Origin of the sequence: Aliarcobacter faecis (assembly GCF_013201705.1) — a bacterium.
In the GTDB taxonomy this organism is placed as follows: domain Bacteria; phylum Campylobacterota; class Campylobacteria; order Campylobacterales; family Arcobacteraceae; genus Aliarcobacter; species Aliarcobacter faecis.
This window is the reverse complement of the sequence record NZ_CP053837.1, coordinates 2,039,437-2,053,085: the sequence shown is the minus strand read 5'-3', so window position 1 is coordinate 2,053,085 and position 13,649 is coordinate 2,039,437. Positions and strand designations below refer to the sequence as shown.

Annotated in this window: 9 protein-coding genes; 5 read left to right on the top strand and 4 right to left on the bottom strand. The window is 26.5% G+C overall.

The features are described 5' to 3' along the window. Window positions 1–97: 97 nt before the first annotated feature. Window positions 98–3,580, top strand: coding sequence for an acyl-[ACP]--phospholipid O-acyltransferase (locus tag AFAEC_RS10300; protein WP_026805013.1), 3,483 nt, complete (start codon window positions 98–100; stop codon window positions 3,578–3,580). On the opposite strand, the gene AFAEC_RS10295 is transcribed toward AFAEC_RS10300, so the two are convergent. Both AFAEC_RS10295 and AFAEC_RS10290 read right to left on the bottom strand, forming a co-directional pair. Next, on the bottom strand, window positions 3,567–6,023 hold the full coding sequence (locus AFAEC_RS10295; RefSeq protein ID WP_119173154.1) for a [protein-PII] uridylyltransferase family protein: 2,457 nt from the start codon (window positions 6,021–6,023) through the stop codon (window positions 3,567–3,569). The genes AFAEC_RS10300 and AFAEC_RS10295 overlap by 14 nt on opposite strands. Next, complete coding sequence (locus AFAEC_RS10290; protein WP_026805014.1) at window positions 6,013–7,941, bottom strand: ankyrin repeat domain-containing protein; 1,929 nt, start codon at window positions 7,939–7,941, stop codon at window positions 6,013–6,015. The genes AFAEC_RS10295 and AFAEC_RS10290 overlap by 11 nt, the downstream gene beginning before the upstream one ends. A gap of 222 nt (window positions 7,942–8,163) precedes the next feature. Here AFAEC_RS10290 and AFAEC_RS10285 point away from each other — a divergent pair, with 222 nt between their 5' ends. The 3 genes from AFAEC_RS10285 to pyrC are packed head-to-tail and all read left to right on the top strand — an operon-like array spanning window position 8,164 to window position 10,763. Beyond that, window positions 8,164–9,348: an ammonium transporter gene (locus tag AFAEC_RS10285; RefSeq protein WP_026805015.1), complete on the top strand. Its 1,185-nt coding sequence runs from the start codon at window positions 8,164–8,166 to the stop codon at window positions 9,346–9,348. A gap of 54 nt (window positions 9,349–9,402) precedes the next feature. Then, window positions 9,403–9,741 (top strand): P-II family nitrogen regulator, encoded by a 339-nt coding sequence (locus tag AFAEC_RS10280; RefSeq protein WP_026805016.1) that lies wholly within the window; start codon window positions 9,403–9,405, stop codon window positions 9,739–9,741. After that, window positions 9,738–10,763 carry a dihydroorotase gene (gene pyrC / locus AFAEC_RS10275; RefSeq protein ID WP_026805017.1) on the top strand — a complete coding sequence of 342 codons (1,026 nt, stop codon included), beginning with the start codon at window positions 9,738–9,740 and terminating at the stop codon, window positions 10,761–10,763. The genes AFAEC_RS10280 and pyrC overlap by 4 nt, the downstream gene beginning before the upstream one ends. Here pyrC and tilS read toward each other — a convergent pair. Together tilS and rimO are read right to left on the bottom strand one after the other, a co-directional pair. Then, entirely contained in the window at window positions 10,753–11,730 is a 978-nt protein-coding gene (tilS, locus tag AFAEC_RS10270) for a tRNA lysidine(34) synthetase TilS (RefSeq protein ID WP_026805018.1), read from the bottom strand. The two genes, pyrC and tilS, sit on opposite strands and share 11 nt — an antisense overlap. Next, the gene (gene rimO / locus AFAEC_RS10265; protein ID WP_026805019.1) at window positions 11,727–13,067 is read right to left on the bottom strand and encodes a 30S ribosomal protein S12 methylthiotransferase RimO; all 1,341 of its coding nucleotides are present in this window, start codon (window positions 13,065–13,067) and stop codon (window positions 11,727–11,729) included. The genes tilS and rimO overlap by 4 nt, the downstream gene beginning before the upstream one ends. A 114-nt stretch (window positions 13,068–13,181) precedes the next feature. On the opposite strand from rimO, the gene AFAEC_RS10260 reads away from it, so the two are divergent. Continuing rightward, on the top strand, window positions 13,182–13,619 hold the full coding sequence (locus AFAEC_RS10260) for an META domain-containing protein (protein ID WP_026805020.1): 438 nt from the start codon (window positions 13,182–13,184) through the stop codon (window positions 13,617–13,619). Window positions 13,620–13,649 lie beyond the last annotated feature (30 nt).

Below are 13,649 nucleotides of genomic sequence, written 5' to 3'. Positions count from 1 at the left end.
TTAAATATAATAAAGTTGATTATATCAAAAAAAGGTTAAGTTTTATTTACCATTAAGTATAATCTAAAATATTATATTTAAGAAAGGGTTTGCAAGGATGCAAAAAATAACAGATATTCTTGTAGTTAAAATAGCATTTCTTTTTGTAGTATTTTGTAATGCTTTTGTTGATGTTTCTCATAAGGTTTTATTACAAAATATAGCTTTTAAAATATTTGATGGTTCGACACAAGTTATTTGGATATCAATTATAAATGCTTTAATTATAATTCCATTTTTATTATTGTTTACTTTTAGTGGTTATTTAAGTGATAAGTATAATAAAAAAGATATTTTAATCTATGGAGCAGTTTCATCTTTTTTCCTTTCAGTTTTGGTTATTTTTGCATATAGTACAAATAATTTCTATTTTGCAATGTTTGCTCTATTTTTATTAGCTATCCAAAGTGCTATTTATAGTCCTGCAAAGTTTGGAATTATTATGGATATTTATGGGAAAAAATATCTTTCAAGGGGAAATGCTGCTCTTCAATCTGTATCAATAATTGCTATTTTATTTGCAATAGGAATTACTTCATATTTCTTTGAAAGTATGTATGTAACAGATAATCTTCATCTTTTAACTACAAAAGAAGAGCTTATGAAAGCAATAAAACCTATTACATACTATATTTTAATTGTTGCTATTTTAGAGATGATTATCTCTTTTATATTTTTAAGAAGAATCGTAAATAATTTTAACTCTGATTCTAGTTTGAGATTAAATAAAAAAGAGTTTTTTAAAGGAAAACTTTTAATAGAAAATTTAAAAACTTTGAAATCTCATGATGTAATATTTTTGAGTGTAATAGGTTTATCTGTATTTTGGGGAGTCTCACAAGCAACAATGGCAGTTTTTCCATCTTATGCAAAGATGTATTTAAATATTGATAACACTTTTATAATAAATGGAGTAATTGCAGCTTCTGGAATTGGAATTGCAGTAGGTTCTGTTTTGTATGCAAAAATTTCAAGGCACTATATTGAATTAGGAACTATTCCTTTAGCTGCTCTTGGAATGGCAATAACACTTTATATTTCAACAATTGTTGAATCCCCTTTTATGTTAGGTTTAAATTTTTTATTTTTTGGAGTTTTTGGTGGTTTATTTGTAGTTCCTTTAAACTCTTTAATCCAGTTTAATTCAAAGAAAAAAACTTTAGGTACAGTTTTAGCTGGAAATAATTGGTTTCATTCACTTGCTATGTTTTTAATGTTGGCTCTTACAACTTTTGTCTCTTTTTATGATTTAGATCCATTAAAAACTCTATATTTAATTATATTTATAATAGTTATTGGAACATTTTATACAGTAGTAAAGCTTCCTCAATCTTTAGTTTTACTATTTTTAAAGTTTGTTGTAGGACTTAGATATAAATTACAGATAAATGGGTTTAAAAATATCCCTTCAAGTGGTGGAGTTTTACTTTTAGGAAATCATATTTCATGGATAGATTGGGCTATTATTTTGATGTCTGTTCCAAGAGAGGTTAAATTTGTGGTATTCAAACAAATTTATGAGAAATGGTATTTAACTTGGCTTTTTAAACTTATAAAAGCAATTCCAATTGGAAGTGGCTCAAGTAGAGCAAGTATGAAAATAGTATCAGATGAGTTAGATGCTGGAAGTGTTATTGTACTTTTCCCAGAAGGGGCAATATCAAGAAATGGACATTTAGGTGAGTTTAAAAGAGGTTTTGAAAAGATTTTAGAAAACTGTTCAAGTGATGTAAAGGTTGTTCCATTTTATATAAGAGGGCTTTGGGAATCTATGTTTAGTAGAGCAAATAGAAAATTTAAAGGGTCAAAAAAGACAAATATTGTAACAGTTTGTTTTGGAAGAGTTATAAGTAAAGAAGATGCAAATGTTCAAAGTGTTAAAAATGAGGTTTTTTCTCTTTCAAATCTTGCTTGGAGTGAACATATAAAAGAGTTAAAGCCATTAAATGAGGTTATTTTTGCAAGATTAAAAGAGCTTTCAAATGGGACTATTTTTTCTGATAATACAGGAGTAACTTTAAGTGGAGCAAGGTTCTTAACAGCTTCAATATTATTTAAAAATCTTTTTAAAAAAAGAGTAAGATCTCATAATATTGGATTATTATTACCAACAAGTGCGGCAGGAGCTTTTATAAACTATATGGTAATACTAATGGGAAAAACAGCTGTAAATTTAAATTTTACGGCATCAATAGATAGTTTAAAAGCTTCTATAAAAAAAGCAGAAATAAAAACTATTATAAGTTCTAAAAAGTTTATTGAGAAACTTGAAGCTAAAGGTATAAAAATCTCTGAAATTTTTGAAGATGTTGAGGTTTATTTTCTTGAAGATGAGCAAAAAAAGATAAAAAAACTAGATGCTATTTTGATATATTTAAGTATCAAATTTTTGCCAACACTATTTTTAAAAATGCTCTATTTGAAAAAAACTAATAAAAACGCAAGCTCTATTATTTTGTTCTCTTCTGGAAGTGAAGGAGTTCCTAAAGGTGTTGAGCTTAGTGGAGATAATATTTTAGGAAATGCTCAACAAATAGCAAATATTTTAAATGTAAATGATGATGATGTGATTTTAGGTTCTTTACCTTTATTTCACGCTTTTGGAATAGTGGTAACTACATATTTACCTTTAATTGAAGGTATAAAATGTGTAGCTGTTGCAGATCCAACAGATGGTTTAGCAGTTGCTAAAATGGTAAGTCGTGAAAAAGCCTCTATTATGTGTGGTACTTCTACCTTTTTTAGGCTATATACAAAAAATACAAAAATTCACCCACTTATGTTTGATAGTTTAAGATTAATTGTTGCAGGTGCTGAGAAACTAAGAGATGATGTAAGATTTGAGTTTAAAAAGCGATTTGGAAAAGATATTTTAGAAGGTTATGGAACAACAGAAACCTCTCCTGTTGCTTCTTGCAATCTTCCAGATAAAATTTCAGAAGATTTTGAAGTTCAAATAGGGCAGAAAATAGGAACAGTTGGTATGGCAATTCCAGGAACTTCAATAAAAATAGTAGATCCATCAAGTTTTAAGGAGCTTAAAACAGGTGAAGAAGGAATGGTTTTAATCTCTGGTATTCAAGTTATGAAAGGTTATTTAAATGATGAAGAGAAAACTAAAAGTGTTCTAAAAAAGATAAAAGGAAGAATCTATTATATAACAGGAGATAAAGGAAAACTAGACTCTGATGGTTTTTTAACTATTGTTGATAGATATTCAAGATTTGCAAAAATTGGTGGAGAGATGGTAAGTCTTGGAGCTATTGAAGAGAAAATTTCTAAATTAATAGATGATAATAGTATTGATTTTATGTCTTTAGCTACTAGTGATGAGAAAAAGGGAGAAAAAGTAGTTTTATTAATATCAAATATAACTTTAGAGCAAAAAGATATATTAAAACGCAAAATGATTAAAGAGTTTGATAATAAACTAATGATTCCCGAGATTATACAAATTGTTGATGAGGTACCAAAACTTGGTAGTGGGAAAAAAGATTATGTAAAAGCTAAAGAGCTTATTCTAGATTCTAAGAATCCGTAAGTATCTCTAAAATTTTAGAGATATTATTAGAAAAATTATCATTTTTTTCCAATAATAGTAAATCTTTTGTATAACCTTTAGTTGTAAGAAGTTTTGCACTCTCAATATCTATATTGTACTCATCAAAAATCTTCGCAATATAGGCAAAAAGACCTTTTTGGTCTTTTGTATGTATCTTCATTGAAGCTAAATTCTCACTATGGTTAAAATCTATTTTTATATCATTTTTGTGAATTATTGGTTTTTTTAGGCTTATTTGCTTTGACATATCAAAAGATGAGTTTATAATCTCTTCTATTAAATAAAGCTCCTCTTCTAAAGCTGGTTTTGAAAATGTTATTTCAAATGTCTTTTTTTCATCATATAGTTTAAAAATATTCATACTACACATATTTAAATATTGCAATTTTCCTAATAAATATCCAAGATTTAGAGGAATCTTTCTGATAATTCTAAGCTTTAAAAAATCATCATTTATAATATCAAAACTGTAAGTTTCAACATCTTTTGATTTTATTGCGATATCTAAAATATCCTCACTTTTTAGTCGTAAAAATATCTGATTTGAAGCTATTTGAGGAATATTTCTTTTTAAAGAGTTTGGAAGATTTTGATACTTTTCTAGAGTTTTTATCTTGTTTAATCTTGTAGCTCTTCTTGAACTCTCTTTTATTAAATCTTTATTTGAAAATGCTAGATAAGATTGATTATAAAGTTGTAGTAAAAGTTTTGAAATAGATGAATTAAAATATTTTTTATCAACTGCACTTATATCGCAATAGCTCAAAACATATAGGAGTTGTATCTCTTTTATATTTCTAAAAAGTCCAATAAAGTTTAAAACCGTTTTTTGTGAATATATATCTTCATTTGAAGCAGTTTTTGACATCTGATTATGATATTTTATTATATTTGAAGCAGTTTTTATAAACTCATCGTTAAAATCTAAAGATTTTAGAAATCGTTTAAAAATTGTCTCTCCCAAAATATGGTGGTCTGTTTTTCTTCCTTTCCCTATATCGTGAAATAGACATAAAAGTCTAAGCATTATTTTTTGTTCATTTGTAAATTTATTAAACAAGTTTTGTATAACTTTATCCTCTATATTATAAGAGAACTTTAGAGTATTTAAAGTATGAATATCAACAGGATGAATATGAAAGCCATCAAATTGTGCAAGGTTAGAGATTTGCTTGAAGCTAGGAATTACAAAATTTATAAGATCTGCATTGTATAGAAGTTTTAGGAAGATATAAAGATTTTGGTTACAAAGTAGGTTATAAATTAGTTTTTTATCAAGAGGTTCTATTTTTGTTTTACTTGCAAAATAGATATAACTTCTATCAAAATTATCTATATTTTTTGGAAAATTAAGTAGCTCTTTTAAAAGCTCTTTTAATGTTATGATTTTTCTATTTTGTGAACAATAAACTACATTTTCATAAATATAAACATCTTTTTTAACTCTATACTCTTTGAATTCTAGTAAATCTTTTGGTTTAAAAAAAGTTCCACTAAAAAGTTTTTTTATAATATTTGCACTGAAATTATGAATAATATGTAAGTCTTGAAAAAGAGCTTTCATAAATAAAAACTCATTTGAGAAGTTTAGTTTACTACTAAGTTCGGGTAAAATATCATAAGTAATAATATCTAGTTTTCTTTTACTTATTAAATGTAGAGTATTTCGTACTAAAAATATAAAATTTAAAGAGTTTTTATACCTTTTGTATTCAATATTCGTAAATTTCTTACCTATTAAATCTTTTGTATTTTTAACTCCATATATTACATTTGCTATCCACCAAAGCATATTTGCTTCTCTTATTGCCCCATAACCATCTTTTAGATTTACTTGCATTGAAAGTGGATATTTAATAAGTCTATTTTTTCGTTCAAGAAGTTTAGCTTGTAAAAATAGTTCTTTATTTACAGTTCGAATTTTTTCTAACTCATCTTCATAATTTAAATATAAAATTTCTGAACCAAATATAAATCTTGATTCTAAAAAAGAGGTTTTAATTGTGATGTCATCAAGTGATATTTTATCTATCTCATCTATTTTTACAACTCTAAGACCAAGTCTTAATCCACAATCCCAAGCAAAAGATACAAAATTCTCAATGATTTTTTCAATATTATAAGCACCAATATCTTGATAGATAATCATAATGTCAATATCGGAATAAAGACATAACTCCTTTCTTCCATAAGAGCCTAAAGCTATGAAAGATATTGGTATTTGATTTAGAGTTGGTTGAAAATTACTAAAGTGTTTTTTTAAAATAAAACTATATAGTTCAAGTAAAAAAGAATCAGTTTCTTTTGTGTGATTCAAACAAAAATCTTTTGTTATTTTTTTGTTTGAGAAGTTTAAATAATCTTTATATTTTTGTTTGAAATTTTTTGCAACTGCAAATTCGTTTATTATATTATTGTGCAATTTTAAACTCTTTTTTCATATTTAAGACAAGCTCTTCTATCTTTTTCTTGTCAATTTCATTTTTTGCTTTTTGTGATAAAGAGATAAGATTTAGATGATATTTTTCTAAAAACTTAAGAATATTTGGATGTTTTTTCTCTTTATTTTCTATTGAAATTTTCTCATTTATCATAGCAAGAACAAGCTCATATTTACCCATAAAAGCAGCATAGTTTATAGGTTTTACACCATAATAATCAGCAACTTCAACTATTCCTTTATTTATATTATGAATAAAATTAAAATATTTTGAAGCATTATTTAGGATAATTAAGTGCATAATATTTCTTCCATTTTTATCTTTCGCAAAAAAATCGGCTTGAAGATTAAAGATTAATTTTATAGTATCCTCACATTTTTGAGTGATAGCAATATGTAAGATTGTAAAACCATCAGAATTCTTTTCATCTATATTAATTCCTGCATTTACTAAAGTTCTTATTGTATTTAAATATAGTTTTTTATCTTTGATTAAATCTTTGTTATTTTGTTCAACTAATCTAAAAATAATATTATTTCCTGCTTTATCTTTTTTATTTAAATTTATTGTTCTTGTTTTTAAAATAGCAAATAGTTTAAAGTTAAAATTTAAAATAGAACTAAAAAATAGTGGTTCATTTTTATAATTTAGGGCATTTACATCAATACTATAGTATTTAATAATTATCTCTAAAATAGTTCTATAGTGACCATTTAATTGGATGAGTTTTCTATAAATATCATCTAATTTTTGACCATTTTCAATATGTAAAATAATATCAATTAAAATTTCTACAATATTTTTTCTATGAAAATTCTTTAAGTTTGGATTTGCACCTTTATCAATAAATGGTTTTATTAGCTCTTTATTTTTTATTCCACCTAAAATTAGATATAAAAATGGGCTAATACCATCGGTATTATCTTGATTTACATCTATTTTAAAGTTTCTAAAAAACTCTAAAATTAAATCTTTATCTTCACTTCTTAAAGCATAGAAAAAAGCAGTTTCACCTTTTGAATCAGTTACATTTATATCAATATTTAAATTCATAATTTCTAAGATTAGTTTATATTGACCATCTCTTTTTACTTCATTTCTAATTGGAATTTGCATATAAGTTGATATAGCTTCCATTAAAATTGTTCTATTTGAACTATTTTTTAGATTAAAATTAAATTTCATACTAGAGATATATTTTATAAGTTTTATACTACTTGCACCTTTTTGAACAAGATAAAAAAGAAAGCTTTCTCCCTTGGTATTAGGGATTGTTGGATTTGCCCCAAGCCCTATTAAAAATTGTGCAAGAGTGTTATTCTCAAGTACATTTTTTAGGTGTAAAATAGTGTTTCCAGTCTTATTGATATGGTTTATATCAATTTGCTTGAGGGATGCTATATGTTGTAAAGTATTATTATTTGGGTTTAAAACAGCATCAAAAAGAAGATTATTCCCATGAATATCAATATTGTTAAAAAGAGTTGTAGTTTGTAAAAGATATCTAATAACTGAACCATTTGCACTATTTAAAGCCTCTTGTAAAATTGTTCGATTTGAGATATTTAAGTGGTTTACATTCGTACCATAATCTACTAAAAGTTGTAACATTGCACTATTTCTTGAGTATATTGCATAAAATGCTGCAGTCTCTTTGTATATATTTTGTTTAGAGATATTTACTTTTTTTTCAAGTAGCCATGAAACAGACTCAAATATATCTTTTTTACAGCAAATATGTAAAATTGGTTCATTTTCAATTTCTAAAGAGTTTAAATCAACTTTAATAGATTTATAAATCTCATCTAGTTTTTCACGATTGCTATTTGGATTAATTAACTCTTCAATTAAATCTTCTTTTGTAAAAGCTCTATTTTTTACTAATAAACTATTTAGCATATTTTCCTATTATTTTATTTTTATTAATTATATAATAACTATATTTATTTGATAGTTAATTAGAAACATAATAAACTTAATATATGCTTAATATGTAAAAAAATATCTATAAATTTATAAAGTTGTTCATTAAATACTCATAATATAAACTTAGTTTAAAGTTTTATTAGATAGAATACTGCTCGTCCAGCGCTGGGTTTATACTCTAAAAGGACGGATTTCATGGATTCAATACCATTTATTATTGATACACTTTACGCACTGTTTGCAATGACATTAGTTATTTTTATGGTTCCTGGTTTTGCTATGTTAGAAGCTGGTATTGTAAGAACAAAAAATGTTACTTCTGTTTTAACTATAAATATTCTAATTTATTCAATTGCCTCATTATCATTTTTATTGATAGGTTACTCTTTAGCTTTTGGAGATTTTGGAAGTGATACTATGAGTAAATATGCAACATTCTTATTCCAAATGGCTTTTGTTGGGAAAGCTATAAATATTATAAGTGGTGGAGTTAGTGAAAGAGCTAGAATTATTCCATTATCACTTTTTACTATAATAATGGGAGCAGTTTTATATCCAATCGCTGTAAATATAACTTGGGGAACAAATTTCTTAGAAAATACAATATTTAATATAACAATGCATGATTTAGCTGGTTCAACAGTTATTCATAGTACTGGTGGTTGGGCTTTACTTGCAGCTATTTTAATAATTGGTGCAAGAGCTGGAAGATATACAAAAGAGGGTGGAATAAGAGTTATTCCTGCTTCAAATATACCTTTGGTAACTTTAGGAGCTTTTTTACTCTGGATTGGTTGGTTTGGATTTAATGGAGGAAGTGTTGGAAGTATATCTTCTAAAGAGAATGCTGAATTAGTTGCTCTTACAATATTAAATACAAATACTGCTGGTTTAAGTGGGGCAATTATGGTTGCAATAATTATGCAAATAATGTTTAAAAAATTTGATATTACGATGATTTTAAATGGAGCTTTAGGTGGTTTGGTTTCAATTACTGCTGGAGCAGATTTATTTAATATCTATATGCCAGTTTTAATAGGTGCAGTTGGTGGAATACTAGTTGTTTTTGGTGTATTTATGTTTGATAAATTAAGAATAGATGATCCAGTAGGAGCTTTATCTGTACACTTAGTATGTGGAGTTTGGGGAACATTAGCTGTTGGAATTTTTGCTTCAAATGGCGAAGATATAACATTCTTAGGTCAATTAAAAGGTGTTGTAGTTGTAGGAGTATTTGCTTTTGTAAGCTCTTATATAGCTTTATATATTATAAATAAAATATTACCTTTAAGAGTAAAAAAAGATCAAGAGATGCAAGGATTAGATGTTGAAGAGTGCGGATTAGAAGCTTACCCAGAGTTTAAACGAGCATTTTCATAATATTGGTTTAATAAACTTTTGTTAAAATAAATATACTAAAGAAAAGGATTGAACTTGAAAAAAATTGAAGCTGTAATTAAACCCTTTAAACTTGAAGAGGTAAAAGAAGCATTAGCACAAGTTGGAGTTGCAGGTATGACTGTCTCTGAAGTAAAAGGTTATGGAAGACAACAAGGACATAGTGAACTTTATAGAGGCGCTGAGTATGTTGTTGATTTTTTACCAAAAATTAAAATAGAACTCATTGTAGTAGATGAAGATCTTGATAAGATAGTATCTATTATTATTGAAGCTGCTAAAACTGGTAAAATTGGTGATGGTAAAATATTTGTATCTTCTATCGAAAAAGTTATAAGAATAAGAACTGAAGAGCAAGATGAGGATGCAATATGAGTAAAACATTTGAGATAAGAAAACCGCTTGATATGCACTTGCATTTAAGGGATAATGATATGTTGAAGTTAGTGGGACCACTAACTTCAAACACTTTTAGTGGAGCTTTAGTTATGCCAAATTTAGTTCCACCTCTTACAACAAAAGAGGCTTTATTAGCTTATAAGCAAAGAATTCTTGAAGCTTGTAAAGATGATGATTTTACTCCTTATATGACTCTATTTTTTCAAAATAATTATAGTTTTGAATTTTTACAAGATATAAAAGATGAGATTATTGGAATAAAACTATATCCAGCAGGAATTACTACAAACTCTGAAACAGGAGTTTCTTCTATGGATATTGAAGTTTTAAGAGCTACTTTGGAAAATATGAGTAAATTAGGAATACCACTTTGTATTCATGGTGAGACAAATGGTTTTGTAATGGATAGAGAAAAAGAGTTTATGCCAATTTATGAAAGCATAGCAAAAGCTTTTCCAAATCTTAAAATTATTATGGAGCATATTACAACTAAAGATGCAGTTGAGCTACTAGATAAATATGATAATCTTTTTGCAACTGTAACTTTGCACCATTTACTTATAACTTTAGATGATGTAGCTGGTGGAATGCTTGACCCACATCTTTTTTGTAAACCAATAGCAAAAAGACCAGAAGATAGGACAGCACTTTTAAATGCTGCATTAAAAGCTCACCCAAAACTTATGTTTGGAAGTGATTCAGCTCCTCATCCAAAGCATAAAAAAGAGTGCTGTGGTTGTGCTGCTGGAGTTTTTACTTCCCCTATTGCTTTGCAAGTTTTAGTTGAACTTTTTGAAAAACACAATGCTTTAGAGAATTTAAATGATTTTATTTCAAATAATGCACAAAAAATTTATAATTTAAATTTAAATGAAAAAACTATAAAACTTGTAAAAAAAGATTTTATAGTTCCAGCAATTTATGAGTATAAAGATGAAAAAGTTGTTCCTATGTATGCAGGAAAAACTCTATCTTGGAGTATAGACTCTATTTTATAAAATCAAGAGGTATATTTTTTGAAAAAATATAGGCTCTAATATTTTGTGGGATTTTTTTAATCCTACAAAATTCTTTAAACTCTTTTGACATTATAACTTCTATTTTTGGAGCAATAAAAATATAGTTTTCTGTAATTGAAATATTGATTTTATGAGAAATTGTAAGCTCTTTTTGTTTTAAAATCTCATTTCTCTCTTTATTGCTTAGTAAAAATCCTCTTTTTTTTAAAGATTTATCAATAACTCTAAGATTTAGATTATCATCTTGTAAGTTTTTAAAAATCTCTAACTCTTCAAACTTTTTTATAGGTTCAGTTTTAATATTTAAAGAGTTTAAATCATTATTTAAAAACTCAAAACTTTTTGTAACTCCTTGTTTAAATTCATTTAAAAAATTATTTGAGAAATGTTTTCTAAAGTAGTTTCTTCTATATTTTTCATCACAATTTGAACTATCAACAAAATATTTAATATGATTTTCTTTTAGAAAATTTTCTAATTTATCTTTACTGATATTTAAAAGTGGTCTAAAAATTGAATACTCATTTTTCTTTTCAAATTCATTCATTCCTAAAAGTTCTACTAAACCAGCACCACGACTTAATTGCATTAAAAACCACTCAAAAAGATCATTTAATTGATGAGCTGTTATTAAAATTTCATAAGAGTTATCTTTTATAAGTTCTTCAAAAAAACTATACCTTATATCCCTTGCAGTTTTTTCAAAGTTAGAATTAGTTTCAAGTTTTACATCTTTTATAAAGATTTTTTTATTATATTTTTGTGCTAAAAACTTAGCATACTCTACTTCTTCTTTTGATTGCTCTCTTGTATTATAATTTACAATAGCAATATCAAAAGGAGTTTTTGAGTTTAAGAGCAGGAAAAAAAGTGCGGTTGAATCAACTCCTGCTGAAAATGCTAATAAATTTTTTGTATTAGTTATTTTATGAAAATCTAAATTCATACTTTTTTTATAATTTTTGCTAGAAGTTTATCTCCAGCAAGTTCTGTTGCCATAACTTCATAAATCTCTCCAAAAATTATTGGCTCTTCTAAATCATTATCATTTATAAAAATCTCTCCATCTATTTCTGGAGCCCAAAGAGTTTTTCTAGCACTTAAAAGATATTCATGCTCATTGCTCTCTCCATCTATATAAACTTCAAAAGTTTTTCCAATATCATTTTCAAGAGATTTTATAGTTGTTTCAAAAATAATCTCTCCCAAAATTTCAGCTCTTTCATCTACTAACTCTTGTTCAACTTTATCATCTCTAGTTTCAGCACTTGTTCCTTCTTCATCAGAGTATGAAAAAACATTTGCTCTATCAAATCCAAACTCTTCTACAAAATTGCAAAGCTCTTCAAAATCAGTTTGTGTTTCCCCTGGATGACCTGCTATAAAAGTAGTTCGCACAAAAGAGTTTGGTTTTGATTTCATATAAAGCATTAGCTCTACTAACTTTTCTGCACCTTTCCCTCTTTTCATAATTTTAAGCATATTTTGAGAGATATGTTGAAGTGGCATATCAAAGTAGTTTACAAAAACTTTAGAGTCTGCAATTTTGTCTATTAAACTTAGAGTTGTTGTACTTGGATATAGGTATAAAATCCTTGCAGTTTTTACTCCTTCTATTTTCTCAACTTCGCTTATTAACTGCTCTAAACCATCATTGTGTCCTAAATCTCGTAAAAATGATGATGAATCCTGAGATACAAAAGAGAAATCTTTATAACCTTTACTTACTAGATTTTTAACCTCTTTTATTAAAGAGTTTAGAGTTCTTGAATGAAGTTTTCCTTTGAAAGAGGGAATTGCACAAAAAGAGCAAGACTGGTTACAGCCCTCACTTAATTTTACATAAGCATGGTAGCTTGACCCAGTTATTACTCTATCATTCTCTTCATTCGCTAAAAATACTTCATTTGAAAAACTACTTCTTTTTTCATGAACTAATTTGTCGATTTTGTCATAATCCCCAACTCCTGTAAAAATATCTATCTCTGTAAGCTCTTTTTGTAGGTCATCTTTATATCTTTCACTTAAACATCCAGCCATAACTAAAACAGAATCTTTTTTTCTCTCGTTGTGTAGATTTAAAGTTGTATTAATACTCTCTTCTTTTGCACTATCAATAAATCCACAAGTATTTACAATGATTAAATCTGCTTGTGATTCATCATCTGTTAGTTCATAATCTTTAAGACGACCAAGCATAACTTCACTATCTACTAGATTTTTTGTACAGCCAAGGCTTACCATATGCAGTTTTTTTTTCGGTTTTTCTTCACTAAATTTCATATAATTTTTTATCCATAAATTTTTTTGCAGATTTTAGCATATAAGAGCATTTATAAAAATTAATAAGCACAAAAGTAGTATGATGATAGTTGAAATAAAATTTTAGGAGTAAAGATGTTTAAAAAATTAAATATTTTTTTAACTATTTTTGTATCTGTTTTGAGTTTAGTTTTAATCTCTTGTAGTTCAACAAAAGGTTTAGAAGTGTCAAAAGTTAGTCAGAATTTAGAAAATACTAAATGGGAGCTTGTAAGTTTAAATCAAAAAGAGATAAAAAAACTTGATAAAATTGCTAGTATAAATTTTGAAAAAGACAATAAAGTCTTTGGAAATTTAGGATGTAATAACTTTTTTGGAACTTATAAAGTAAATTCTACAAATTTGGAAATAGGTCAAGTTGGAAGTACAATGATGATGTGCCTTGATATGAGTGTTGAAAATGAGTATTCTAAAGTTTTACAAAATGTAAAAGGCTATAAAATGAAAGAGAATAATTTAATATTTTTTGATGAAAATAGTAAAGAGATAGCTAAATTTAAAAAAGAGGTATAAATTTGGTTTTTTGCAGACTGGACTAAAGTC